The 24,884-nt window shown below is 71.6% G+C and carries 18 protein-coding genes; 4 read left to right on the top strand and 14 right to left on the bottom strand.

The genetic code is table 11. The annotated features are described in order from the left end of the window. Positions 1-21: 21 nt before the first annotated feature. From G401_RS0124105 to G401_RS0124085, 5 genes are all read right to left on the bottom strand, one after another. Positions 22-3,732: a family 78 glycoside hydrolase catalytic domain gene (locus G401_RS0124105; protein WP_051367075.1), complete on the bottom strand. Its 3,711-nt coding sequence runs from the start codon at positions 3,730-3,732 to the stop codon at positions 22-24. Between the two features lie 117 nt (positions 3,733-3,849). Continuing rightward, positions 3,850-7,170, bottom strand: a complete 3,321-nt coding sequence (locus tag G401_RS47985) for a family 78 glycoside hydrolase catalytic domain (RefSeq protein ID WP_051367074.1) — start codon at positions 7,168-7,170, stop codon at positions 3,850-3,852. 212 nt (positions 7,171-7,382) lie between these two features. Then, positions 7,383-8,216, bottom strand: coding sequence for a hypothetical protein (locus tag G401_RS0124095; protein WP_051367073.1), 834 nt, complete (start codon positions 8,214-8,216; stop codon positions 7,383-7,385). Positions 8,217-8,306: 90 nt separating this feature from the next. Next, positions 8,307-9,119 (bottom strand): COG4705 family protein, encoded by an 813-nt coding sequence (locus G401_RS47980; RefSeq protein WP_051367072.1) that lies wholly within the window; start codon positions 9,117-9,119, stop codon positions 8,307-8,309. Between the two features lie 179 nt (positions 9,120-9,298). Next, positions 9,299-10,552: a COG4705 family protein gene (locus tag G401_RS0124085; RefSeq protein WP_051367071.1), complete on the bottom strand. Its 1,254-nt coding sequence runs from the start codon at positions 10,550-10,552 to the stop codon at positions 9,299-9,301. Between the two features lie 554 nt (positions 10,553-11,106). On the opposite strand from G401_RS0124085, the gene G401_RS58390 reads away from it, so the two are divergent. Together G401_RS58390 and G401_RS47975 are read left to right on the top strand one after the other, a co-directional pair. Then, a complete protein-coding gene (locus tag G401_RS58390) occupies positions 11,107-11,229 on the top strand; it encodes a hypothetical protein (RefSeq protein ID WP_281174208.1) in 123 nt (40 codons plus the stop codon). A gap of 57 nt (positions 11,230-11,286) precedes the next feature. Continuing rightward, positions 11,287-12,081 (top strand): polysaccharide deacetylase family protein, encoded by a 795-nt coding sequence (locus G401_RS47975; protein ID WP_245601821.1) that lies wholly within the window; start codon positions 11,287-11,289, stop codon positions 12,079-12,081. Here G401_RS47975 and G401_RS47970 read toward each other — a convergent pair. The 8 genes from G401_RS47970 to G401_RS0124035 all read right to left on the bottom strand — a co-directional run bounded on the left by G401_RS47970 (position 12,071) and on the right by G401_RS0124035 (position 19,485). Further along, complete coding sequence (locus G401_RS47970; RefSeq protein ID WP_051367070.1) at positions 12,071-12,736, bottom strand: ATP-binding cassette domain-containing protein; 666 nt, start codon at positions 12,734-12,736, stop codon at positions 12,071-12,073. The two genes, G401_RS47975 and G401_RS47970, sit on opposite strands and share 11 nt — an antisense overlap. Positions 12,737-12,812: 76 nt before the next feature. Next, positions 12,813-13,469 (bottom strand): response regulator, encoded by a 657-nt coding sequence (locus tag G401_RS0124065; RefSeq protein ID WP_027344504.1) that lies wholly within the window; start codon positions 13,467-13,469, stop codon positions 12,813-12,815. After that, positions 13,466-14,740, bottom strand: a complete 1,275-nt coding sequence (locus tag G401_RS47965; protein WP_051367069.1) for a sensor histidine kinase — start codon at positions 14,738-14,740, stop codon at positions 13,466-13,468. The genes G401_RS0124065 and G401_RS47965 overlap by 4 nt, the downstream gene beginning before the upstream one ends. Positions 14,741-14,806: 66 nt before the next feature. Further along, complete coding sequence (locus tag G401_RS0124055) at positions 14,807-15,652, bottom strand: ABC-2 transporter permease (protein ID WP_027344503.1); 846 nt, start codon at positions 15,650-15,652, stop codon at positions 14,807-14,809. After that, positions 15,649-16,575: an ABC transporter ATP-binding protein gene (locus G401_RS0124050; RefSeq protein ID WP_027344502.1), complete on the bottom strand. Its 927-nt coding sequence runs from the start codon at positions 16,573-16,575 to the stop codon at positions 15,649-15,651. Before G401_RS0124050 ends, G401_RS0124055 begins: the two co-directional genes overlap by 4 nt. Before the next feature lie 187 nt (positions 16,576-16,762). Next, positions 16,763-17,797 (bottom strand): ABC transporter substrate-binding protein, encoded by a 1,035-nt coding sequence (locus G401_RS0124045; RefSeq protein ID WP_027344501.1) that lies wholly within the window; start codon positions 17,795-17,797, stop codon positions 16,763-16,765. A gap of 52 nt (positions 17,798-17,849) precedes the next feature. After that, entirely contained in the window at positions 17,850-18,683 is an 834-nt protein-coding gene (locus tag G401_RS0124040) for an ABC transporter permease (RefSeq protein ID WP_245601820.1), read from the bottom strand. Then, complete coding sequence (locus G401_RS0124035; RefSeq protein ID WP_034592830.1) at positions 18,676-19,485, bottom strand: ABC transporter ATP-binding protein; 810 nt, start codon at positions 19,483-19,485, stop codon at positions 18,676-18,678. The genes G401_RS0124040 and G401_RS0124035 overlap by 8 nt, the downstream gene beginning before the upstream one ends. A gap of 121 nt (positions 19,486-19,606) precedes the next feature. On the opposite strand from G401_RS0124035, the gene G401_RS0124030 reads away from it, so the two are divergent. Continuing rightward, entirely contained in the window at positions 19,607-21,196 is a 1,590-nt protein-coding gene (locus G401_RS0124030; protein WP_027344498.1) for a sensor histidine kinase, read from the top strand. Then, complete coding sequence (locus G401_RS0124025; protein WP_034592829.1) at positions 21,193-21,870, top strand: response regulator; 678 nt, start codon at positions 21,193-21,195, stop codon at positions 21,868-21,870. The genes G401_RS0124030 and G401_RS0124025 overlap by 4 nt, the downstream gene beginning before the upstream one ends. Here the strand turns inward: G401_RS0124025 and G401_RS0124020 are convergent. Continuing rightward, on the bottom strand, positions 21,840-24,752 hold the full coding sequence (locus G401_RS0124020; RefSeq protein WP_027344496.1) for an AfsR/SARP family transcriptional regulator: 2,913 nt from the start codon (positions 24,750-24,752) through the stop codon (positions 21,840-21,842). The two genes, G401_RS0124025 and G401_RS0124020, sit on opposite strands and share 31 nt — an antisense overlap. Positions 24,753-24,884: the final 132 nt, after the last annotated feature.

Here is a 24,884-nt window from a genome sequence, read left to right as displayed (position 1 = left end):
GGCCCGCCGCCGTCCCCGCGCCTACGAGGTCGCGGTGAAGGTGTAGCTGCCCGACGGCAGGTAGTACGAAGCCGCCCCGCCGCCGTACCCGAACGGGACGGCCTGCGCCGGAGCGGTGACCGCCGCCGCGGACGACGCCGGCACCTTGACCAGAGCGGTCGCGCCGACCGGGACGGTGACCCGCAGGGTGAGCACCGATCCGCTGGTGCTCCAGTCGCTCACCGCCGGACCGTACGGCGTCTCGTACGCCGACTTCGCCGAGCTGAGACCGCCACCGGGTTTCGGTGCCACGAGCAGTGAGCGGTAGCCGGGTTCGGCCGGGCCGAGTCCGCCGACCTCGCGGTACAGGAAGTCGCCGGCGGAGCCGAGCCCGTAGTGGTTGAACGAGTTCATTCCGGGGTCCTGGAACGTTCCGTCGGTGCGGATGCCGTCCCAGCGTTCCCAGACGGTGGTGGCGCCCCGGCTGAGCATGTAACCCCAGCCGGGGTAGGAGGACTGCAGCAGGATCTGGTACGCGACGTCCGCCCGCCCGTTGTCGGCGAGCACCGGTAGCAGGTTCTCCACGCCGAGGAAGCCGACGCTCAGGTGGCCGTTGGACGCGGCCACCTTGGCGGCGAGCTTGCCGACGGCGGGGGCCACGAGGTTCGCGGGCAGCAGCCCGAAGGCCAGTGGCAGCACGTAGCCGGTCTGGGTGTTGCCCGACACCGTGCCGTCCGCGGCGACGAACCTGCTCGTGAAGGCGGCCGCGACCTGGTCGGCGAGGGTTCCGTAGCTGGACGCCTCGGCGGTGTGCCCGGTCGCGGCGGCCATCTGGGAGACCATGCGTGCCGCATGGGCGAAGAAGGCCGTCGAGATGACGTTGCGGGCGGTGTCGTCGTTGACGTTGAGCCAGTCGCCGTAACCCCCCTGGTCGCGGATCAGATCCGCGCCCGCGGTGCTGCGCAGGTAGTCGACCCAGCGGGTCATCGCGCTGAAGTGGTCGTTGATCACCCGCACGTCGCCGTAGCGCTGCCACATGGTGTACGGGATGATCACGCCGGCGTCGCCCCAGCCCGCGGTGCCGGCGCCGCAGCAGACGTACGGGGCGGTGTCGGTGAACGCGCCGTTGCTCTGCTGGTCGTCGGTCAGGTCGTCGGCGAACTTGTCCAGGAAGCCGGACACGTCGATGTTGAAGGTGGACGTGGCGGCGAAGCTGGCGATGTCACCGGTCCAGCCGAGGCGCTCGTCGCGGCTCGGGCAGTCCGTCGGGATGGACAGCATGTTGGAGCGCTGACCCCACATGATCGCGCTCTGCATCTGGTTGAGCAGGGTGTTGGACGTGGTGAACGTTCCGATGGCCGCGCCGTTGGTCCAAGCGGCCTGGCCGGTGATGGCGTGGGCCGTGGGCGTACCGGGGAAGCCGGTCACTTCGACGTAGCGGTAGCCGTGCACGGTGAAGCGCGGTTCGAACACTTCCTCGGCACCGGTTCCGGCCAGGGTGAACCGGTCCGTCGCCAGACCCGGTACGCGCAGATTCGCCGTGTACAGGGTGCCGTCCGGGTTGAGCACCTCGCCGTGGCGCAGGGTCACCGTGGTTCCGGCCGGACCGGTGACGCGCAGCTGGTCCCATCCGGTGTGGTTCTGGCCGAGGTCGAAGATCCATACTCCGGGCTGCGGCTGGGTCACCGATACCGGTGTGAGCTGGCTCTGCACGGTGACTCCGGGGTCCACCTGGGACACCAGCGTGGGTTGCGTGCCCGAGCGGACCGCGACCGCCGGCCAGGACGCGTCGCTGTACGCGGCGGTGTCCCAGCCCGCGACGGCGCGGCGGGCGTCGTACTGCTCGCCGAGGTAGAGGTCGTCGGCGGTGATGGGGCTCTGCGCGTACTTCCAGGTGCCGTCGGTGGCGACGGTCGCGGTCGTGCCGTCGGTGTAGGTCAACAGCAGTTTCGCCGAGTACCAGGGCTGCGTCCCGTACCGCTGCGAGCCGGCCATGCCGATGCTGCCGGAGTACCAGCCGTCGCCGAGCCAGGCCCCGAGGACGTTGGTGCCCTGCACGATCTGCCCGGTCACGTCGTACACCTTGTACTGCAGGCGTTTGTTGTAGTCGGTCCAGCCCGGCGCGAGCACGTCGGCGCCGACCTTCGCCCCGTTGAGCCGCGTCTCGTGCAGGCCGAGGGCGGTGGTGAGCAGGCGGGCCGTCGCGACGGTCTTGCCGACGGTGAAGCTCTTGCGCAGCAGCGGCGCTCCCCTGCGTACCACGACGTTCGAGGCCCACGGGCCGCTGCCGTAGGCCGCCACGGCGAGGGCCGCGGCCCAGCCACTGTCGTTGAAGCCGGTCTGCTCCCAACCGGCCGGGGCGGTCTGGGCCGCCTTCCAGGAGGCGTCGGTGTTGATCGTCGGGCCGCCGGGGATCGTCAGCTGCGCGATCATCCCGGCCGGCGACTGGGTGGTGTTCTGGCTGGACACCGCGATCACGTTGGTGCCCGCGGTCAGCCGGCCGGTCAGGTCGACGACCGCCGCCTGCTTCCACGAATCGGTGACCCGCAGCGAGGTGCTGACCTGCGTACCGTTGACCCACACGTCGGCCGTGTCGTCACCGGTCACGACGAGCGTGCCACCCGCCGGGGCCGAGCCCAGGCTGAAGGTCCGGCGGAAGTAGCGCGTCATCGGCGGCAGCCCGGACGCCGGATCGCCTTCGGGGTACCAGATCCAGGACGAGCCGCCGAGCCCCGCCACGGCGCCGGGCTGGCCGATGAACCCCGCCTGCCATTCGGCCGCCGGGTTCAGCAGACCCGTCTCGAACGTCTGGGTGGCGCTCCACGGTCCGGTGCGGCCCTGGACGTCCCAGACGCGTACGCGCCAGAAGTACTTGCGCATCGAGGCCAGCGCCGGGCCGCCGTAGGCCACGTCGACGGCGGCCATGCCCGCCACCCGGCCGCTGTCCCAGACGTCCCCGGAGCCGGCGCCCGCCAGCGCCGCGGTGCTCGCCACGATGACCTGGTACGCGCCCTGGCGTTGCTGTGCGGACGAGGCGCCGAGCTTCCAGCCCAGCCGGGGCTTGGCCGCGTCGACGCCGATCGGGTTGGCGCGCCGTTCCACGGTCGCGCTCGTCACCGACAGCGGCGAGGCCGCGGCGGTGTCCGGTCCGAGCACGCTGGAGTTCCAGGGCGCCATCCCGTACGCGCCGAGGTCGGCGGCGGCCGGCCAGCCGCCGTCGTTGAAGCCCGCCTGTTCCCAGCCGGCGGCCGGGGTCTGCGACGCCTTCCACGATCCGTCGGTCGTGAAGTCCACAGTGCTCGATCCGGTGACGTGCACCCGGCCGATGAGCCCGGCCGGTCCGGCGCTGGTGTTGCGGGCCACCACCGCGAGCGTGTTGGCGGCACCTACCCGCAGGGCCGGCTGGAGGTCGACGAAAAGGGCCTGTTTCCAGGAGTCCGTCTGCCGGGGCGAGCCGGCCAGCGGCGTGCCGTTGAGCCAGACGTCGACGCTGTCATCGCCGGTGATGACGAGCTGGGCGTCGGTGACCGTGCCGGACGGCGCGGTGAACACCTTGCGGAAGTACCGGTCGGCGGCGGGTGCGCTGCTCGCGGGGGAACCTTCGGGATACCAGACCCAGTGGGCGCCGGAGACGCTGACCGGGGTCGCGGCACGGGCGGGCAGGATCCAGGCCGCGACGGTGACCGAGGCCGCGACCGCGACGCTCACCGCGGCGGCGGACCATCGACCGTGCCGTTTCGCCAGATGTGGCATGACAACTCCTGAGGACGACAGGACTCGGGGCAACCGCTGCGGCGGGCCTGCCGGAGCGGTGATGTGGAACGTTTCACTCAGGCGGCCGCGGACGGGAGCACCCGCGGCCGCGGCGGGCTACTGGAGGTAGCAGGTCTTGGCCTGGCCGGGCGCGGGATCGCCGAAAACCGCGTTGCCGCAGACCGTGTCCGAGCCGAACGTGCCGTAGAAGTACCGGCCGCCGGCCCCGTACGCGAGCAGGTGCGACCCGGAGACCGCGCACGTCTTCGTCTCGGCCGCGCACGGCGTCCACGTCGCGACGGCCGGCGGTGGCGCGTGCAGGTAGCAGGCTTTCCCCGTACCGGGAACCGGATCGCCGAACACCGCGTTGGTGCAGGACGTCCCGTTGCCGACGGTCGCGTACGCGAACTTGCCGCCCGCTCCATATGCGACAGTGGCCGTCCCGGCGAACGAGCACGATCCCGTTTCGCCGGCACAGCGCTGCCACCCGGCACCCGTCGGCGGGGCGGCGGTGACGTAGCAGGCCTTGGCGACGCCGAACACGGGATCGCCGAAGACGGTGTTGCCGCACGCGACCGGGGCGGCCGTGGTCGCGTACGCGAATCTGCCCTGCGCGCCGAAGGCGACGGTGCCGGCGGTGGAGCAGGTGCCGGTCTCCTGAGCGCACAGGGTCCAGTCGCCGGGCAGGACGGTGCTGGGGGTGGGTGCGACGGTGCCGGTGAAATGCCAGGTGCCCGAGCCCACCGAGAACTGCGTCTCGGTGCCGGTGGCCGCGACCTGGACCGCGCCGGCGGGGCTGACCCCGGCCTGCCCCTGCCCGAAGTTCGGTACGCGCACCGTGGCCGTGGCGCCGACGGGGACGGTCACGTCCAGCGCGACCTGCTGGCCGGTCACGGTCCACGAGGACGCGACGGTCCCGCGGACGGTGTCGACGGACGCGGCGACGTGCGCGAGGCCGGCGGGTATCCGCGGCGCGACGGTCACCGCGCTGTAGCCGGGGCCGGCCGGTTGGATGCCGGCCAGGCGGGTGTAGAGCGAGGAGTTGATCCCGGCGAACATGGCGTGGTCGTGGGTCTCCATCGACGAGTAGTACGTCCACTCCTCCCAGGCGGTGGTGGCGCCCTTGCCGATCTCGTAGCCGAAACCCGGGTACGAGGTCTGGTCGAGCACCGTCATCGCGACGTCGGTACGCCCGACCGCGGCCAGCGCGTCCATCAGGTACCGGGTGCCGAAGATGCCGGTGTCCAGGTGGCCGCCGTTCCTGGTGAGGATCGTGTCGACCAGCCGGGTGCCGACCGCGTCGACGTCGGCGGGCGGCACCATCCCGAAGGCCAGCGGCAGGACGCTCGTCGTCTGCCGGCCGTCGGCGTAGCCCGCCCCGTCGGCGTTGAGGAACCGCGCGTTGAACGCCTGCTTGATGTTGTCGGCCAGCTGGGTGAAGTGGGTGGCGTCGGCGGTCTGGCCGAGCGCCGCGGCGGCCTGGGCGACGTCGACCGCCTGCAGGTACGACAGCGCGGTGTTGACGACCGGCACCTCGCTGGTGCAGGCGCCGGCACTGGAGTTGCCGAGGCCGCCGTTGGCGTTGGCGCTCAGGTCGGGCGGGCACCAGTCGCCGAAGCCCGTGCTCCAGATGTAGCCGGGCACGTTGGCGGCGTTCGTGTCGACGAACCTCTTCATGGCCGGATAGGTCGCCGCGAGCGTGGCCCGGTCGCCGTACTGCTGGTAGAGCGTCCAGGCGAGGGTCACGCCGGCGCCGCCCATGTCCGGCTGCTGGGCGTTGCCGCCGTCGCTGGGCAGGGCGGTGCCGGGCGGCAGGTCGCGCAGGTAGCTCGCGTAGAAACCGGCCATCCCGAACTCCACTGTGGACGCATCCTGGTACGCCTGCACGTCCATGCCGGGCGGGGTGCGCTCGTCGCGTACGGGGGTGTCGGTCGGCGTACTCATGGAGTTGTTCTGGATGGTCCACCGGTTGGCGCGCCAGATCTGGTTGAGCAGCGCGTCGGAGGACGTGAAGGTGGCGGTGGACGGGGCGTCGGTGTGCACGACCCGGGCGTCGAGGCTCGCGAGCGACGGGGTCTGCGGGTCGCCGGTGACCTCGACGTAGCGGAACCCGTGGTAGGTGAACCGGGGCTCGTAGGTCTCGGTGGCGCCGGTGCCGGCCAGGATGTAGGTGTCGGTCGCGGCGGCGTTGCGGTTGGTGGTCGTGTCGAGCGTGCCGTCGGCGTTGACCTCCTCGGCCGTGCGCATCCGTACGGCCGCCCCCGCCGCCCCCTGTACGCGCAGCCGTTCCCACCCGGCGATGTTCTGGCCGAAGTCGTAGACGTAGACGCCGGGCTTGGGCTGAGTCAGTTTCACCGGACTGAGGGTGGCCGTCACCCGCAGCGGGGGCATCGCCTGCGCCGACAGCGTTCCGGCCGGCGCGGCGACGGTCTGCGTACCCTGCCACCCGGTGTCGGCGGCCCCGGGCTGGTCCCAGCCGCCCTGCTCCTGGCGCGCGTCGTAGGTCTCGCCGTTGTAGATGTCGGCGGCCGTGATCGGGCCGGCCGCCCATTTCCAGGTGCCGTCGGTCGTGACGGTCTGCCGGGTGCCGTCGGCGTACCGGACGTCCAGCAGCATGAGGGCCTGTTTCGGGCCGAGCCACCGGAAGCCGTACTGGCTGAACGACGCGCCGTAGCCGGTGCCGAGCCACAGGCCGACGACGTTCGTACCGGACCGCAGCGCCGCCGTCACGTCGTAGGTGCTGTAGAGGACCCGCCGGTCGTAGGGCGTACTGGCCTGGGCCAGGACCCGGTCACCGATCTTCGCGCCGTTGAGGTGCAGTTCGTGGAAGCCGAGGCCGACGACATAGGCGCGCGCCTGATCGACCACTTTGGATCCGTCGACCGTGAACGCCTTGCGCAGCCGGGGCGCGCTGCTCGCGGCGGTCGGGCTGATCCACTGTGCCCCGGCCCAGTCGGCTCCGGCGAGCGGCCCCGTCTCCCAGCGCGCCGTCGGGCTCCAGTCCGACACCGTGCCGTTCGCGTCCCAGGCCTGCACCTTCCAGAAGTACGCCGCGGTCGCCTGAAGCGCCGCACCCGCGTACGCGATCGCGACCGAGTCGCCCGACGTCACCTTGCCGGTGTCCCAGAGGTTGCCGACGCCCGCGTTCAGCCGGCTCTCGCTGCTCGCCACGAGCACCCGGTACGCCGTCTGCCGCTCGCCGTTCACCGAGGAGGTGAGCTTCCAGCTGAGACTGGGACGGGTGTCGTCGATGCCCAGCGGGTCGGTCGCGTAGTCGACCCGCAGTCCCGCCACCGACACTTCGGCGACGGCGGCGGCCGCACCGGCGGCGGGGAGCGCCGTCGACGCGACGACCAGCAGGAGCGGCGCGAGGCCGCGGAGGCCGGCGCGCCAGGTTCCCGCGGCGCGCGAACGGCCGGTGACAGCGTTTCCGGGCATGCCAGTGATCCCCTCGGGGAGAAGGTTCGGGACGACGGGCGGGACGGGTCTTCGCTGTGCGCGCTGAATGCCGTGCGTGATTAAAACGTTTCAATATATGTAGTTGGACCTATGTTGCGCGGAAGTTGCCGCGACGTCAAGAGCGCGCGGCCGAATGTCATAGGCATTCGTCGAAGGGATTCCGGTCGATGCGCTGGTCACCGGCTCGCCGGTCACCAGCCGCCGGCGAAGAACGCCGCCAGCGCCGGAGCGGGGTCGACGGCGGTGAGCGTGTTGGCCACCCCGACGACGGTGAAAGCCAGCGACGACAGGATCGCGGCGGCACCGCAGGCCACGAGGAGGCGGCGGGCCGGGCGGTCGGCGGCGGGCCGCCGACGCCACAGGACGATGCCGATCACGAGGACCGCGGCCGCCACGATCACGACGACGACGGCCAGGGCGGCGTGGTACCAGGCGAAGTCGTCGATCATCGCGGCGAGCGGGAGCGGGTGCGGCGTACCGGCCGCCAACCGGGCGCGTACCTCGTTCAGCGTCGACGCCGTCGCGCCGTCGTGGGGGCCGGACATCAGCATCGGCAGCAGCGACGCGAACGGGGCCGCCGCACCCTGGACGTTCGCCACGACCGACACCAGAGCGAGCAGCCCGAGCAGCGCGACACCGACGCCCGCCGCACCGAGCCCGACGCGGGCGCCCGGCCGCCGGCCCGCCGTGGCGAACGCCCGTCCCAGCCGACGGCCGAGCACGATCAGAACGCCCAGCGCGAGCAGGGCGATCCCGGCCTTGACCACGTGGAACCGGAACCAGTAGTCGACCACCGCCTGCAGAGCGGGCGTGAGCGGCCGCCGGCCCGACGCCCAGTACTCGACGAACGCCGTACGCAGGGTGTCACGAAGAGTGTCCTGGTCGGCCAGGCCGCCGCTCCACCGGCCGGCGGCGAGGGGTCCCGGGACGGCGACGAACATCGCGATCAGGACCACCACGCCGGTGACCAGGGCGGCGAACGCTCGGACTGAGACGGGTCGGGCGGGAACGGGTGCGGTCGGCATGGTTCGCATCGTCCCGCGTACCGGCGGACGGGTCACGGGTCGTAGGCCGCCCAGTCGAGGTAGTGCTGGGCATACCTCGGCCCGGCGGGCTCATCGGCCGCCGGTGGCCGCCGCGACCTTCGGCACCGCGGCGACCTGCTCCACGGTCGCGGGCTGCGGCTCGACGTCCGCCTTCGACACCGCCAGGTACGCGACCAGCCCGCCGATCAGCAACGCCAGGACGAGACTGACCGGACCGGTCCCCCAGCCCAGACCGCTGCGCGACGCCGGTACGCCCATCCAGTCGGCGAGCGAGGCGCCGAGCGGCCGCGTCACGATGTACGCCAGCCAGAACGACAGGATCGGAGCCCGGCCCGTGACGCCGTGCGCGATCGCGGGGACGGCGATCACCACCGCGAACACGACCCCGGAGGCGAGGTAGCCCCAGTGCAGGGTGCTGGCCGTCATGTCCCCGGCGGCCGTACCGAGGGCGAACGTCGTCAGGACCGTGGCCCAGTAGAACAGCTCCCGGCGGCGCGTACGGATGCTGTGGATCGAGAGGGTCTTCTCGACGGCGTACCAGAGCGCGAAGATGGCCGCCAGGACGGCCAGGAAGAAGGCCGTCGACACCACGTAGGGGATGCCCAGCCCGACGTGCAGGACGTCGGCGGCCATCGTGCCGAACACGCTCACCATGACGACGGCGAACCAGTAGACCCCGGCGATGTAGCGGCGTACCGCCAGTTGCAGCGCGAGCGCGGCGACGAGGACGAGGCCGGCCAGCCCGACCGCGATCATCGGATCGAGACGGTGGGCCAGGAAGTCGGAGGTCGTCTCCCCCATGCCCGTGGTGAGCACCTTGGTGACCCAGAACAGGGCGGCCACCTGCGGAACCTTGGCGGCGGCGGTACGTGCGGCAGTCATGTGCTTCCCTTGTCGCCGGCGAATGGACGTCGGCGGCCCGAGCCGCCCGGCGGGAAGCTACGCGGGGGTCGCTGAGACCACGCTGAAGACGAGCGGTCTTCGGCGTGGCGCCGTGCGGGCACCGGGTTCGGTGCCCGCACGGCTGCCGGAGGTGCCTCCGGCGGCGAGGTGCCTGGCGGTCAGGCGAGCGAGGCGAGCAGCGCGGTCAGCGCCCGCTCCTCGGCCGCCTTGTCGGGATGCGACGCCCGCATCGAGGTCAGCACCGTGTCGATCCGCCCGTCCAGGAAGGTCCACGCCGTCCCGTCGAGCGCTTCGAGCCTGGACTGATCGTCGTCCCAGGTGCTTTCGAGGTCCTTGATCCGCGCCGTGGCACCGGCCTGGTCGCCCGCCTTGAGCTTGTCCAGCGAGTCCTGGGTGATCGCGCGCAGGCTCGCGAGGTCCGCCGCCGGGAAGTGCTGGGTCGCCTGCTGCGGCGTCATGTCGGCCACCGCCGGGCCAGGCCCTTCCTCGCTGGTCACGGTCGCGTGCGGCTGCGCCGAGGCCCAGGTCAGCAGCACCGCCGTGGCCACCGCGACGACGCCGAGGTAGCCCAGCATGATCCGTTCCCGCGTACGCGAGGTGCTGGTCTTCGGATGCTGCGGCTGCTGATTTCCCTCGATGACGTCGCGGCGGGACACGGTCAGGTAGATCACGGTGGCGAGGATGGCGGCGAGGAACACGACGCTCGTGATCGCGGTGCCGAGACCGAGGCCGTGCTCGTCGGTGCCGGAGGCCAGCCAGTCGCCGAGGTTCGCGCCGAGCGGGCGGGTGAGGATGTAGGCCAGCCAGAACGACAGCACCGGGCTCGCCCCGAGCCGCCAGCCGAGGACCACCGCGGCGATCAGGCCGGCGGGCAGCAGGACGGACACGCCCGGTCCCCAGCCGGTGAGTTCCAGGGTCCAGTCGCCGACGGCGGTGCCGAGCGCGAACGTGACGAGGACCGCCAGCCAGTAGAACGCCTCCCGCGGCCGGGTGACGATGCTGTGGATCGACAGCGTGCGCTCACGCGCGTACCAGATGCCGAACACGACGGCGAGGACGACGGCGAAGACGCTGGTGCTGACGGCGAGGGGCACCTGCAGGTCGTCGGTGAGGATGTCGGTGTACAGGGTGCCGGTGATGCTGATGACCACCACCGTCAGCCAGTACGGGAACGGCTGGTAGCGGCCCAGCCGGACCTGCCAGGCCAGGACCACGACAAGAACGGCGGTGAAGATCAGCGACGTGTTCTCCAGCCCCACCCCGAGCGTCATGTTGATCCAGTCCGCGAAGCTCTCCCCCACGGTGGTACAGAGGATCTTGATGATCCAGAACCACATCGTGAGTTCGGGGACCTTGTTCAACATCATGCGTGTGGACGGAGGCGTACGCCCGGCCGCCAGAGTTGTCGTCATGGTGGCGCAGGCTAGGAAGGACCGCCTTAGAGCCACCTGAACCCGCCCCCGCGCGGCGCACTTGACCTGCGCCCGCTTCCCGCACCCCCGCACCCCGGCGCCTGCTTCCCGCGACGATCTTGCGCGAATGTCCGGGCCTTCCGGGCATATCGGATGGAATTCGTGACACTCGCGCAAGATCGTTGGAGTGGACTTGAGCTTTGCGGCGATTGTCCAGACGCGACATTGACGCGGGGGCGTATTCACCGCCGGCCGGGAACCGGTTCGGCCACGGAGTGGTTGGCGATGATCGAGTGCCCGGAATCCGTAGTAGTGGATCCCCATCGCTTGATCAAGAGCCGGGAAGCTGCAAAATCGGGCGACTTTTGACAGCATTCGGGTACTTGATCAAGCCTCGTGCCGCGATCAAGCCGAGCACGCCTGCGCCGGTGATCGTTTGCCGTCACAGCGGTAGTTGATCTGGGGATCGCTTCGTCACGAGCCACCTACCTCACGAGCCGTCCCCGCCGCCTGCTTCAGCCTCTCCTCAGCCGGCACCGGCGAGCATGGACGGCATGTCCCTGGCTCAGGTCCTGATCATCGTCGCCGGGGCGGTGCTGGCGTTCAACGTCCTGCTGGGCCTGGCCCTCGTGATCTCCTGGCGACGCGGCCGCCGGCGCGGCGAGGAGGATTTCTGAGCCGCCGCCCGGTGACGTTCAGCGGTACTTCAGCCGTCCGCGCCTAAGGTCGGCCTGGTGATCGACTCCCTGCGGCCCGCTCCAGCCGAGACCCACGCGGCCCGGCGCCGGCTCGGTACGGCGCTCCTGGCGGTGGGCGGTGTCGCGGCGGCCCTGGCGGTGATGCAGTCCGCGCCCGCGCTGGCCGCCATCGCCCCGCTGCGCCGCCGGTGGCTGCCGGAGCTTTCCGGCCTCGGCCGGCCCGGGCACGTCGCGCTGACGTTCGACGACGGCCCTGATCCGCGTACGACACCCATGGTTTTGGAGATCTTGCGGGCGCACGGGCTGCGGGCGACGTTCTTCGTGCTCGGCGAGGCGCTGGCGCGGGTGCCGGACCTCGGGCGGCGGATGGTCGGCGAGGGTCACGAGGTGGCGGTGCACGGCTACCGGCACCGGTTGCTGCTGTACCGCGGGGTGGGGGCGGTCCGGGACGACCTGGGCCGGGCCCGGGACCTGGTGGAGCGGGTCACCGGGGTGGCGCCGCGCTGGTACCGGCCGCCGTACGGGGTGGCGACGACGTCGGCCCTGGTCACGGCCCGGCGGCTGGGGCTGGCCCCGATGCTGTGGAGCACCTGGGGTCGTGATTGGACCTGTGCGACGACGCCGGAGTCGGTGCTGGCGACGGTCCGGGCCACCCTCACCGGCGGTGGTACCGTGCTGCTGCACGATTCGGACGAGCACGGGTTCCCCGGCGCGACCGACGCCATGATCGCCGCGCTGCCCCACGTGATCCGGTACGCCGACCGCGCGGGTTACGTCCTGGGCCCGCTGGCCGAGCACCGGACGGCGGAGCCGCTGCCGGTCAACGGGTGATCAGCACGCCGTCGCCCAGCCGCCACTGGCGGGTCATCCGCGCGGCCACGATCACGTCGGACGTGGCCACGACCAGCGCTGCCGGAGCGGCGATGGCCGCGGCGACCAGCGCGTCGACCACATCGGAGGCGGCGGCCTCGCCGAGCCGTCCGGTGATGTCGTCGGCCAGGATGAGCCACGGATGGCCGGCCAGCGCCCGCGCGATCATGACCCGCCACGCCGTCGCCGGGCGCAGCGACGCGACCCGTTGCTCGGCGACGTCCGCGAGGCCCACGGTCGCCAGCGCCCACATCGCCTTGTCCACACTCAGCACCGGCCCGGGGAGCCCGGCGCGCAGCGGCAGCTGAACGTTCTGCACGACGCTGAGCGCGTCGGACAGTTCCGGCCGGCCCGACAGCAGGGCGACGGGTGGCCGCGTACGCCGCTGCTGCTGCGTACGCGGCCAGGTGGCCGTGCCCGATTCCGGGGCGATCTCGCCCGCGATGAGCTTGAGCAGGAGACCTTTCCCGGTGCGGTCGGAGCCGAGCACGGCGATGCGGTCGCCTTCGTTGATGCGGCACGTCACATCGGACAGTGCCCGCGACGACGACCGGCAACCGGCCCGCGCCGCGGCGAACAGCGGGAGGTTGTCCGCCGGCGGCCTCGGTCCGATCATGGTCGGGAAGTTATGCCCCGGTGGCTGAGCCGCGGCTGAAGTCGTCTGGACGCCGGCTGTACGCGCGGCCCCGGGGCTACTTCGGCTTGGTTAGCCCGTGGTCGTAGGCGAAGATCACCGCCTGCACCCGGTCGCGGGCGCCGATCTTGGCGAGGACCCGCCCGACGTGGGTCTTCACGGTCGACTCCGACAGGACGAGCCGGTCGGCGATCTCGCCGTTGCTCCACCCCTGCCCGATCGCGATCAGGATCTCCCGTTCGCGTTCGGTGAGCGCCCCCAGCCGGGCGTCGGGCCGGGCGGCGGGGCCGGTCAGATGCGGCGCGAACGCGTCCAGCAGCCGGCGGGTCAGCGCCGGGGCGATGATCGCGTCGCCGCCGGCGACCGCCCGGATCCCGGCCAGCAGTTCGTCGGGGCGGGCGTCCTTGAGCAGGAAACCGCTGGCCCCGGCCCGCAGCGCGGCGTACACGTACTCGTCGAGGTCGAACGTGGTGAGGATCAGTACGCGCGATCGGCCGGTGGCCGCGGTGAGGCGGCGGGTCGCTTCGATGCCGTCGACGCCGGGCATCCGGATGTCCATGAGGATGACGTCCGGGCGCAGGAGTTCGGCCTGGCGGAGGGCTTCGGCGCCGTTGCCGGCCTCGCCGACGACCTCGGTGTCGGGGTTGGTCTCCAGCAGCATGCGGAACCCGAACCGCTGCAGCGGCTGGTCGTCGGCGATGAGAACAGTGATCATGATGGCTGCGTGCCGGTCTTCTCGTGGTCGGGAAGGTGCAGGACGGCGGCGACGGTCCAGCCGCCGCGCGGATCGGGTCGCGCGTCGACGGTTCCGCGGTAGACGGCGGCGCGTTCGCGCATGCCGATCAGGCCCTGGCCGGCGTGTGGCTCGCCCGGCCCCGGCTGCGGGCGGTCGGGTACGCCGGTGTCGTGGACGTCGATGGTCAGCGTGCGCTCGTCCACCCTCAGGGCGAGATCGATGCGGGTACGCGGACCGGCGTACCGCAGGCTGTTGGTGAGGGCCTCCTGAACGATGCGGTACGCCGCCAGCTGCACGCCGGGATCGAGCGACTCCAGAACGCCCTCGGTGCGGTAGTGGATCTGAGGGCCGGCCGCGCGGGTCTGGTCGCACAGCGTGGCGATCGCGGCGATGCCGGGTTGCGGCGCGCGTTCCGCCGCGTCGTCGTCGTCGCGCAGGATGCCGAGCACGCGCCGCAGGTCGCCGAGGGCCCGGCGGCCGACGTCGCCGATCAGGTCGAGCGCCTGCGTGCCGCGCTGCGGCCGGACGGTGGACGCGGCCGCGCCGCCGTCGGCCAGGGAGATGATGACCGAGAGGTTGTGACCGAGGACGTCGTGCATCTCGCGGGCGATCCGGTTGCGTTCGGTGACGGCGGCGAGGCGGCTGCGCTGGTCGCGTTCGAGTTCGAGCTGGGCGGCGCGTTCGCGCAAGGTCTGCAGCTGGGCGCGGCGCAGCCGGACGGCGATGCCGAGCGCGGCCGCGGCGGTGAGCGTGCTGAGCGCCAGGAACATCGCGTCGCCGAGGGCGACGGTTCCGGACACGCGGACGGCCACGAGGGTCATGGCGCCGATGGCGGTCAGCCCGGCCCAGGTGAGCCGGTTCGGCCGGGCGTGCAGGACCATGTTGTAGCCGGCGATGAGCAGTGCGATGTCCGCCCGCAGGGCGATGCCGAGCGACCACTGCACGATGAACGTCGCGGCGATGACGTAGAACGTGACGGTCGGGTACCGCCGCCGCCACAGCAGCGGCAGCACCAGTCCGGCCTGGAGCGCGATCTGCAGCGGGGCCGGGGCGCTCCAGAACACGGGCTCGTGTTCACCGCGACGTTCGTGGCCGAACAGCTGCGGCAGGCAGAACGCGAGGACGACGAAGACGACCACCCCGGCGTCGAGCAGCCACGGATGATCGGTGTCGAGGCGGCGCAGCCGCTGGCCGATCCGCACCACGCGGGAGACGGCCGGGTGCCCGGCGAACTCGTCCTCGATGCTCACCGCCGGCCTCCTCACGTGGACGGGGATCGGGGCGCGGAGGCGGCCGCGCCCCGATCGGTTGGGGGCTCAGGCGTCGCGGCCGACCAGGCGCCAGGCGGCCCCGGCGACGGCCAGGACGGTCCAGCCGAGCAGTACGAGCGCTCCCTTACCCGGCGTGAGCAGGTCGGATTGCTGGTGCAGAGTGTAGATCGCCTCGCCGGCGCTGCTCGGCAGGTACGGCCCGACGTGACCCTGCCAGGAGGTCGGCAGCAGCGACAGCAGGCCGGGGATGAGCATGATCACTGCGATGAACGCGGAGATGCCGCCGGCGACCGATCGCAGGATCGCCCCCAGCGCGGCGGCCAGCACCCCGATCAGGCCGAGGTAGAGGCCGGCGCCGAACAGCGACCGGGCCACGTCGCCGGTGAGCGACAGGTGGGCGGCGGTGCCCGAGACGATGGCGTTGGTGACCAGGAACCCCGCGAACGATCCGACGGTGCCGATCACGAACGCGACGACGCCGTAGACGGCGACCTTGGACCACAGGACGGGCAGCCGCTTCGGGACCGCGGTCAGCGTCGAGCGGATGCTGCCGGTGGTGTACTCGCCCGCGGCGAACAGCACCCCCAGTACGCCGAGCGCGAGCTGCCCGAAGTTGACGCCGAAGAGGGTCAGGCTGACGGAGGTGGCGTCAAGGAAGTCCCGGTCGACGTGCCGGGCGCCGCCGCTCATCATCGACTTGTACCGGAACGCGGCGATGGTGCCGAAGCCGACCAGCGCGATCAGCGCGAGGGCGACGGTGATCCATGTCGAGCGGACCGACCAGAACTTCGACCATTCCGAGCGCAGCGTCCCCCGCCCGGTGACCTTGTAGACGGGACGCGGGACGGTCGGCGTGGCCGCCGCCGGGCGGGTGTCGGTGACGGTGGTCATGCCGCGCTCCTCGCGGGTCGGGTGGCGTGGTACTCCACGGATTCGCGGGTGAGGTTCATGAACGCCTCCTCCAGCGACACGCGGTGCTGGGTGAGCTCGTACAGCGCGATGCCGTGCTCGGCCGCGACCGCGCCGATCTCGCGGGCGGACCGGCCGGTGACGGCGAGGCGTTCGCTGCCGGGCTCGCCGGTGATCTGTACGCCGGGCGCGCTGAGCAGGTCCCGCAGCCGGGCCGGGTCGGCGGTGGCGACCGCGACGGTGTCACCGCCGGCGTCGCGTACGAGGGCTTCGACGGTCGTGTCGGCCAGCAGCCGGCCGCGCCCGACGATAATGAGGTGCTCGGCGACCAGCGCCATCTCGCTCATCAGGTGCGAGGAGACGAACACCGTGCGGCCCTCGCCCGCGAGCTGGGTCAGCAGGTTGCGGATCCACAGGACGCCCTCGGGGTCCAGGCCGTTGACCGGCTCGTCGAGCATGACCGTGGCCGGGTCGCCGAGCAGCGCGGCGGCGATCCCGAGGCGCTGCCCCATGCCGAGGGAGAACGCCCCGGAACGCTTGCGGGCGACCGATTGCAGGCCGGTCTGCTCGATCACCTCGTGGACGCGGCGCTTCGGGATGCCGTGGGTGTACGCCAGGGCCGTCAGGTGGTCGAACGCAGTGCGGCCGGGGTGGATCGATTTGGCCTCCAGCAGGGCGCCGACCTCCTGCAGCGGCGACGAGTGCTGGGCGTAACGGCGGCCGCGGACGGTCACGGTGCCGCTGGTCGGCGCGTCGAGGCCGACGATCATCCGCATGGTGGTGGACTTCCCGGCCCCGTTGGGCCCGAGGAAGCCGGTGACCGAGCCGGGGCGGACGGTGAAGTCGAGCCCGTCGACCGCGGTCTTCTCGCCGTAGCGCTTGGTGAGCTGTCGTGCCTCGATCATGGTGGTCCCTCGCTGGCAGGCTGTCGTGTCGAACGACTTCCACGCTACGAGTATTGATCTTGTCAACAGCGGTACCGCGGGAGGATTTCGGCTGGTCCGCCTGGCACCGTGGTACTACAGGGCTCCCTGACGTCCCTTCGCCGGGCCGGCCGCGGGGCGCCGTGACGACGCCCCGCGGCACGGTCGGTCAGGCGCCGGCGGCCTTGGCGAACTCCGTGGTGAACGTCTTGCCCAGGTCGATCTGGTCGGCCTTGGCCTTGACCGCTTCGTTGGACGGCTTGAGGACGTCGAAGACCGTCTGCGGGCCGCCGTCGGGCATCACGCCGTCGGCGGTGAACATGCCCTTCGAGTCGTTGATCGACTGCTCGTACAGCTTGGGGTCGGATCCGGCGTAGTCGGCCGGCATCTTGGCGGCGATCTCGGCGGCGCTGTGGGTGTTGATGAACTTCAGCGTCTTGACGAACGCGGTGACCATCTTCTGGATGGCGGCCTTGTGCGTCGAGACGTACTCGCAGGGCATGTAGACCGACGCGGCCGGGTAGAGGCCGCCGAGCGCCGCCTGGGTGCCCTCGACCGTGCGCAGGTCGATGAGCACCTTGGCCTTGCCGGTGCTGGTGAGCTTGGCGATGGTCGGGTCGGTGGTTATGCCCGCGTCGATGCCGCCGTTGTCGATCGCGGCGATGAAGGTGGCGCCCGCGCCGGCCTTGACCGTCGTGTACTGCGACTTCTGTACGCCGTTGCGCACGGCCAGAGCCTGGGTGAGCATGTCGGTCGACGAGCCGGGGCTGGTGACGCCGAGCTTCTTGCCGGCGAAGTCCTTGGCGCCGGTCAGCGTGGCCGCCTTGGTGGTGGCGACGACGATCGCCTCGCCAGGGACGCTGGCGAACTGCACGACGCTCTCGACGCACTTGCCCTTGGCCTGCAGGTCGACGGTGTGGTCGTAGAAGCCGACGACCCCGTCGACCTGACCGGCCAGCATGATCGTTTCAGCGTCGGCGCCCGACGGTTCGCTCTTGAGGTCGACCTGCAGGCCCGCGTCCTTGAAGTAGCCGAGCTGCTCGGTGAGCTTGGCCGGCAGGTAGATGACCTTGTCGAGGCCGCCGACCATGATGGAGATCTTGTCGGTGTCGCCGCCGGCCGAGGCCGAGGGGCTCTGGCCGCGGCAGGCCGCGAGGCCGACCGCCAGTACCGGTACCGCCAGCAGGGCAAGGGTCTTGCGCATCGTTACACACTCCATTGTGGATACTTCATGGTGGATTTCAGGGATGCGAGGGTCAGCGAGGTTGCCAGCGGGTCAGCCGGCGCTCGACGACGGTGAGAACCGCCTCGGCGAGCAGGGCGAGCACGGTCATGATGATCATCGCGGCGTAGATGCCGGCCGAGTCGAAGGTGCCCTGCGAGTGGGCGATGAGCATGCCGAGTCCCTTGTCCGCGCCGGTGTACTCGCCGACGATCGCGCCGATGAGCGCGAACCCGAACGCGGTGTGCAGGCTGGCGAGGATCCAGGAGGTCGCGCTGGGCAGCACGACGGTGAGCATCATCTGCAGCCGCGAGGCGCCGAGGATGCGGGCGTTGGCGTCGATCACCTTGGGGACTTCGCGGGCGCCCTGGAAGGCGTTGAAGAAGACGCCGAAGAACACCAGCACGAACGCGGTCGCGACCTTCGAGCTCATGCCGAAGCCGAACCAGATGACGAACAGCGACGCGAGCACGATGCGCGGGATCGCGTTGGCGGCCTTGATGAACGGGGCCAGCACCTCCGACAGGAACCGCGACCGGCCCAGCAGCACGCCGAGCAGCACGCCGACCACCGCGCCGAGCGCGAACCCGTAGACGGCCTCCTGCAGCGTGTACGAGATCTGCAGCCAGATGCTGCCGTAGGAGGTGCCCTCGGTGAACCAGTCGGCCAGCTTGACCGCGATCTGGCTGGGCTTGGAGTAGAAGAACGGGTCGATCCAGTAGGTGCCGGCCAGTTCCCACGAACCGAGCCAGAGCGCGACGAGGGCGGCCCGGCCGGCGTACACGGGCCAGCGGCGGCGCCCCGTCGGCGCGGCGACGGCGAGGGCGGTGGGGCGGACGGTTCCTTCGGCGGCCATGGTCTCAGCCACGGGAGGCTCCCTTCGTACGCGCGATCTCGACCTCTTCGCGCAGCGAGTCCCAGACCTGCCGGTAGAGGGCGAGGAAGGCCGGGTCGAGGCGGATCTCGTCGACGTCGCGCGGCCGGGGCAGGGTCACCGGGACGATCGTCTTGACGGTGGCGGGGGCGGCGGTCATGACGACCACGCGGTCGGCGAGCGCGATCGCCTCGGTCAGGTCGTGGGTGACGAAGACGACCGCGGCGCGGCTGCCGGCCCACAGGCGCAGGAGTTCGCCCTGCATGAGCTCGCGGGTCTGGACGTCGAGCGCCCCGAACGGCTCGTCCATGAGCAGGATGTCGGGCTCGGTGATGAGGGTCTGGGCCATCGCGACGCGCTTGCGCATGCCGCCCGACAGCTGATGGGGGTAGTACTTCTCGAACCCGCCGAGGCCGACGCGCTGCACCCAGTCGTTCGCGCGGGACCGGGCCTCGGCCTTGCCGACACCGCGGAAGCGCAGGCCGAGCGCCACGTTGTCGACGACCGTACGCCACGGCAGCGTCGCGTCCTGCTGGAACATGTAGCCGACCGTGGCCGGGATCGACGTGACGGGCGTACCGGCGACGGAGACGTGGCCGCCGCTGGCGGGTTCGAGGCCGGAGATCAGCGAGAGGGTCGTGGACTTGCCGCAGCCGGTCGGGCCGACGACCGTCACGAACTCGCCGGGCGCCACGTCCAGCGTGACCTCCCGCATCGCGGTGAAGGAACCACCGTCGGCGGACGGGAAGACTTTCGTCGCCCGATCCAGCCGGATGGCGGGTGTGCTCTGGGTCATAGCGCGAGACCGTAGGCGGGTCCGGGATATTTCCGCGCGGTTGCGTCCATTGCGCGGCCAAGTTACGTAGATCGCTTTTTGCGCATTCTGCTCATGGCGTTTCCGCAGGTACCTTGAGTGCGTGCGCCGACGCCCCCTCCGCCTGGTCACGCAGACGATGCTGCTGCAGATCGTCGTCGTGGCCGTCGTCGCGGCGGCCGGCTTCACGCTGGCGGCCCTGCTGCTGCGCCACGAACTGGAGCAGCAGTACGAGCAGCGGGCGCTGGCCGTCGCCCGCTCCGTCGCCCAGGAGCCGGGCCTGGCCGAGCAGGTACGCACCGGAGCGCCGACCGTGGACGGCGAGGTCCAGCGCTACGCCGAACGCGTACGCCGGTCGACCAACGCGCTGTTCGTGGTGATCGCCGACCGCGACGGGATCCGGTTCTCGCACACGGATCTGACGCAGATCGGCAAGCGGGTCAGCACCGACCCGTCCGGGCCGCTGTCCGGCCGCGAGATCGTCAACATCGAACGCGGCACGCTGGGCCTGTCCGCCCGGGGCAAGGTGCCGCTGACCGCCGGGGACGGGACGATCGTCGGGGAGGTCAGCGTCGGCATCCACGCCGACCGGATCACCGACCGGCTCGACGAGCTGCTGCCGTTCGCCGCGGTGTTCACGGCGGTGGCGCTGGCGGTCGGGATCGGCGGGGCGGCGCTGCTGTCGATCCGGCTCAAGCGGCGCACCCTGGGCCTCGAACCGACCGACCTGGCCGACCTCGTCCGCGAACAGGTCGCCGTCCTGGAGGGCGTACGCGACGGGGTGCTCGCGGTCGACTCGGCGGGCCGCGTCTCGGTGTGCACGGAGCAGGCGGCCGCGCTGCTCCACGATCCGCCGACGATCGGATCACCGGCCACGCCGGAAGTCGTCGACCTCCTCGGTGACCGCTCCCCCGTCACCGGCGAACTGCGGCTGCTCGGCGACCGGGTGATCATGGTGACCCGGCGTACGGTCGAGCGGGGCGGGCAGGACCTCGGCACCGTGCTGACCCTGCGGGACCACACCAACCTCGACGAGCTGGCGCGCGAGCTGGAGGCCACCCGGGCGCTCACCGACGCCCTGCGCGCCCAGGCCCACGAGCACACCAACCGGCTGCACACCCTCGACGGGCTGCTGCACCTGGGCGCGGTCGACCGGGCGCAGGCGTACCTGCGGGAACTGACCGCCACGACGGTCCTGGGCGCGCCGCCCGGCGAGGTCGGCGACCCGTACATCGACGGCCTGCTCGCCGCGAAGGCAGCGGTCGCCTCCGAAGCGGGCGTCACCCTGCGCGTCGGCGAGGACACCTGGATGCCCGGGCAGCTCACCGCGCCGCTCGACGTCGTCACCGTGCTCGGCAATCTCGTCGACAACGCCGTCCGGGCGGCCGCCGCCGGCGGGCTGCAACCCGGCTGGGTCCAGGTCGGCCTGCTCGCCGACGAGACCGACCTGCACCTGTACGTCACCGACAGCGGCGACGGGGTCACCCTCGACGATCCGTTCGCCCCCGGAGCGTCCACGAAGGACGAACCCGGCCGCGGTCTCGGACTGGCCCTGGCCCGGCGTACCGCTCGGCATCACGGCGGCGACGTGCGTCTCGGCCCGCCGGAACCCGGTCGCGGCGCGCTGTTCGCCGCCGAACTGCCCGGCGTGCTCGCCTCGGCCACCGCGCTGGCCTGGGAGGAGAGCCGATGAGCATCCGCGTCCTCGTCGTCGACGACGACTTCCGCGTCGCGGCGCTGCACGCCGCCTTCGTCGACCGGATCCCCGGCTTCCAGACCGTCGGCGTCGCCCACCGCGCCGCCGACGCGGCCAGCGCCTGCGACCGGCTCAAGCCCGACCTCGTCCTGCTCGACCAGTACCTGCCCGACCGGCCCGGCACCACGGCCCTGCCCGACCTGCCCGCCGACGTCATCATGCTCACCGCCGCCAACGACGCCGCGACCGTGCGTACCGCGCTCGGGGCGGGCGCCCTCAACTACCTGGTCAAGCCGTTCACCGCCGCCCAGCTCGGCGAGCGGCTCTCGGCGTACGCGAGATTCAAGGCGCACCTGTCCGGCGACCGCGACCTGGCGCAGGAGGACATCGACCGGGCGGTCGCGGTGCTGCACGACGCGGACACGCCCGCGGCCGGGCTGCCCAAGGGCCGCTCCAGCGTGACGGCGCAGCGGATCCTCGACGTCGTACGCTCCTCGCCGGTCCCCATGACGGCCATCGAGATCGCCGACGCGACCGGGGTGTCCCGGGCGACCGCCCAGCGGTACCTCGCCGACCTCGCCCACGGCGGCAAGATCGACCTCAGCCTGCGGTACGGCTCGACGGGCCGCCCCGAGCATCTCTACCGCTGGCGGGGAAGCCGCGCAGCCTGATCGACGTCGCGCACCGCGCGCAGCTCATCGAGACGGCGCCGGCCGTCGGCCAGGTTCGCCTCTGCCCCGAGGCACTCCCACTGCTGGTTGGCCCGTTCCATCGCCTCGATCGCCTCGCCGGTCCGGCACTGCCGCTGCATCACCGCGCTGCGGACCGTCAGGGTCCGGCCCCAGCCAGGCCGGCTGCTGATAGCGTCGAAGATCCGCAACGCCGCGTCGTTCCAGGCGAGTGCCGCGTCCGGGTCGTCCCGGTCCAGGCAGACCTCCGAGAGTACGCATTGCACCATGCCCTGGCCGGTCTGGTCGCCGATCGCGAGGTGCGCGTCGAGGGACTGCCGCAGGTGGTGCTCTGCCGTCGCGTACCGCCCGAGATGACGCAGGACGTGGCCGAGGCAGCCGAGGGCGTTGGCCTCGCCCATGCGATCACCCGCCGTACGCATCAGGGCCAGCGAATGCTCGTATTCGGCCAGTGCCGCGTCCGGAGCACCAGCCTGGAGCTCCAGGTTGCCGAGGCCGAGATGCGCCCACCCCAGTTGTCCAGGGAAGCCGCGACCGGAAAGGGCGGCGATCGCCCACCGATAGGCCGCCCGGGCCGCCCGCTCCCGGCGGCCGATGCGCAGCCAGGTGGCCAGTTGCAGGGCGCTGCTGGCGGCGCGTACCAGGTCGCCGAGCTCTCGATAGATCCGCCTTGCCTGACGCGCCGCCTGGATGCAGTCGCGGATCTCGCTGTTCTCCGGCAGCCCCGATCGAGCCAGGAGGATCGCGGCCCGTGCTCGCGGCTCCCACCTGGACAGATCTGTCCCCATGAGATGGAGGAGTTCGACCCAGTGGTCCGGGCAGCCCCGCAGGCCGGTGAAGTTGGTCATCGACACCAGCAGCCGCCACGCTTCATCGTGCCATCCCCGGCGGTACGCGTCGGCCGCCGCGGCCAGGATGAAGTCCCGTTCGGCTTCCAGCCAGGCGATCGGGTCGGGATGCGGCGTACGCGAGGAGTCGACGGCCGATGGCGTGGGATAGCGCTGAGCCGGCAGCCCGGCGTCGGCGTCCTGGACCGTGGCGAGCAGCGTGGCGTAGACCTGCCGCAACGCGACGTCGCAGCCGTGCGGTGGGTGCGGCTGCTCACGGGCGAAGAGCCGCACCAGATCGTGGATCCGATAGCGGGGCGACACCGTGAGCAGGTTGGCCGCCACCAGGCAGTCGATGAGCCACCGGGTGTCCCGCGGGTTCCCGTCGCCCAGTAGCTCGGCGGCCCAGGCCGGGAACTCCGCCAGCGGCAGCATGCTCAGGCGCACCAACAGACGCGCGGCTTCCACCGGCAGATCGGCCCAGCTCATGGCCAGGCTGGCCCGCACGCTCCGGTCGCCGGCGCTCAGCTCGTCGAGACGGTGGCGTTCATCGGCTAGGTCGTCCGCGAGCCGCTCGATCGTCAGGTCGCGACGGCGCGCGAGGCGGGTACCCGCGACGCGGATGGCCAACGGAAGCCGGCCACACAGGTGCGCCAGGCGGGCCGCGGCAACCGGTTCGGACTCGACCCGGTCCACCCCGACCAGGGTTGCGAGCAGCTCGACCGCATCATCCGGCTCCAGCGCCCGCAGGTCCACAGGATGCAGCGCGTCCACGCCCGGCAACGGCCGGCGGCTGGTGACGAGGACCGCCGAGCCCGCCGGCGGGATCAGCGGGTGTACCTGCTCCTCGGCCCCCGCGTTGTCCAGGACGATGAGGACGCGACGATCGGCCAGTATTGACCGGTAGAGCCCCAGCCGCTCCTGCATTTGCTGGGGGACGGCCTTTCCGGGGACTCCCAGCCCTCGCAGTAGCTGACCGAGGACGTTGCGCGTATCGGGTGGACCGGCCTGGCCGGCTCGCAGATCGGCGAACATGCACCCGTCGGGGAACCGCTCCGCTGCCAGGTGCGCCGCGCGTACGGCCAGGGTCGACTTGCCCATGCCGCCGATGCCGGAGATTCCGACGACCGTCGGCCGCCTCGGTGAGCTGACGAGGACCCGGTCCAACTCGGCCAGTTCGGCCCGGCGCCCGACAAGACGGGCCAGATCAGGCGGCAGCTGCCGGGGAATCACCGGTTCGGCCGGTACCGGCGCGAGCCACGAGCGCACGACCGTCAACGCTTCGGCCGGCCGGCCGGCCAGAACCAGCTGATGCAGGTTCTGCAGCTCGGGGCCGGGCTCCAGGCCGAGATTCTCGACGAGGTGCCGGCGAGCGTCCAGGTAGTCGGCCAGTGCCTGCTGGGGCCGGCCCGCGAGCGCGTACGCCAGGATTCTGAGATACCACATCCGTTCGTGCTGGAATCCATCGAGATCGGACAGGCCGGTCGCGGCATCCATATAGCGGCCCAGGAGCAGCTCGGTGGCTCGCAGGCGTTCGAGCGTGCCCTGCCGTTCTCGTTCCAGGCGTTGGGCGTACGCACCCGCCCTCGGCGAGCCGACATCCTGGAAGGCTGGTCCTCGCCACAACCGCAGAGCCTGGTGGAGGCGGGCGTTCGCCGGCGCCCAATCCTCAGCGGCGGCGGCCTTGTCCGCAGCGACGACATGGCTGCGGAACTCGGCCAGATCGAACCTGAGCGCGCCGCCGAAGCCGGAAAGGCGCAGCAGGTATCCGGATGGGCGCGTCTCCAGCACGGCTGGCCCGTCCAGGCCGGCCTGACCGAACATTCCCCGCAGCCGGGAGACGGCGACCTGGATCTGGTTGACTGCGCTGGCCGGAGCGGCCGCACCCCAGACAAGATCAATGAGGTCGTGGACGGTGATGAGCGTGTCCGGCTCCATGAGAAGCCCGGACAGCACCGTGCGGACGCTGGTGTTGCGCAGCGGCACCAGCGCGCCGCCCACCACCATTTCGACCGCGCCCAGGACACGCAGCTCCACTCTGGGGCTCCCCCGAGGTCGCAGAGAAGAAGAATCGCGAGCCTATCGCACCCCATGAGCGACGGCGTCCGGCTTGGCCGGTCGCCGCCGACTTCACCATAGACGCATGTCGACCAAGTGCGAGCAAAGCCG

It is taken from the genome of Hamadaea tsunoensis DSM 44101 (genome assembly GCF_000428945.1).
In the GTDB taxonomy this organism is placed as follows: Bacteria; Actinomycetota; Actinomycetes; order Mycobacteriales; family Micromonosporaceae; genus Hamadaea; species Hamadaea tsunoensis.
Note: the sequence above shows the minus strand (reverse complement) of the source record. Positions and strands in the feature narration are given on the sequence as shown.

Bases quoted from the DNA above. Each gene is read 5' to 3' on its own strand.
- G401_RS0124105 (WP_051367075.1), bottom strand. From the start codon at position 3,732: ATGCCACATCTGGCGAAACGGCACGGTCGATGGTCCGCCGCCGCGGTG.
- G401_RS47985 (WP_051367074.1), bottom strand. From the start codon at position 7,170: ATGCCCGGAAACGCTGTCACCGGCCGTTCGCGCGCCGCGGGAACCTGG.
- G401_RS0124095 (WP_051367073.1), bottom strand. From the start codon at position 8,216: ATGCCGACCGCACCCGTTCCCGCCCGACCCGTCTCAGTCCGAGCGTTC.
- G401_RS47980 (WP_051367072.1), bottom strand. From the start codon at position 9,119: ATGACTGCCGCACGTACCGCCGCCGCCAAGGTTCCGCAGGTGGCCGCC.
- G401_RS0124085 (WP_051367071.1), bottom strand. From the start codon at position 10,552: ATGACGACAACTCTGGCGGCCGGGCGTACGCCTCCGTCCACACGCATG.
- G401_RS58390 (WP_281174208.1), top strand. From the start codon at position 11,107: ATGTCCCTGGCTCAGGTCCTGATCATCGTCGCCGGGGCGGTGCTGGCG.
- G401_RS47970 (WP_051367070.1), bottom strand. From the start codon at position 12,736: ATGATCGGACCGAGGCCGCCGGCGGACAACCTCCCGCTGTTCGCCGCG.
- G401_RS0124065 (WP_027344504.1), bottom strand. From the start codon at position 13,469: ATGATCACTGTTCTCATCGCCGACGACCAGCCGCTGCAGCGGTTCGGG.
- G401_RS0124055 (WP_027344503.1), bottom strand. From the start codon at position 15,652: ATGACCACCGTCACCGACACCCGCCCGGCGGCGGCCACGCCGACCGTC.
- G401_RS0124050 (WP_027344502.1), bottom strand. From the start codon at position 16,575: ATGATCGAGGCACGACAGCTCACCAAGCGCTACGGCGAGAAGACCGCG.
- G401_RS0124045 (WP_027344501.1), bottom strand. From the start codon at position 17,797: ATGCGCAAGACCCTTGCCCTGCTGGCGGTACCGGTACTGGCGGTCGGC.
- G401_RS0124035 (WP_034592830.1), bottom strand. From the start codon at position 19,485: ATGACCCAGAGCACACCCGCCATCCGGCTGGATCGGGCGACGAAAGTC.
- G401_RS0124025 (WP_034592829.1), top strand. From the start codon at position 21,193: ATGAGCATCCGCGTCCTCGTCGTCGACGACGACTTCCGCGTCGCGGCG.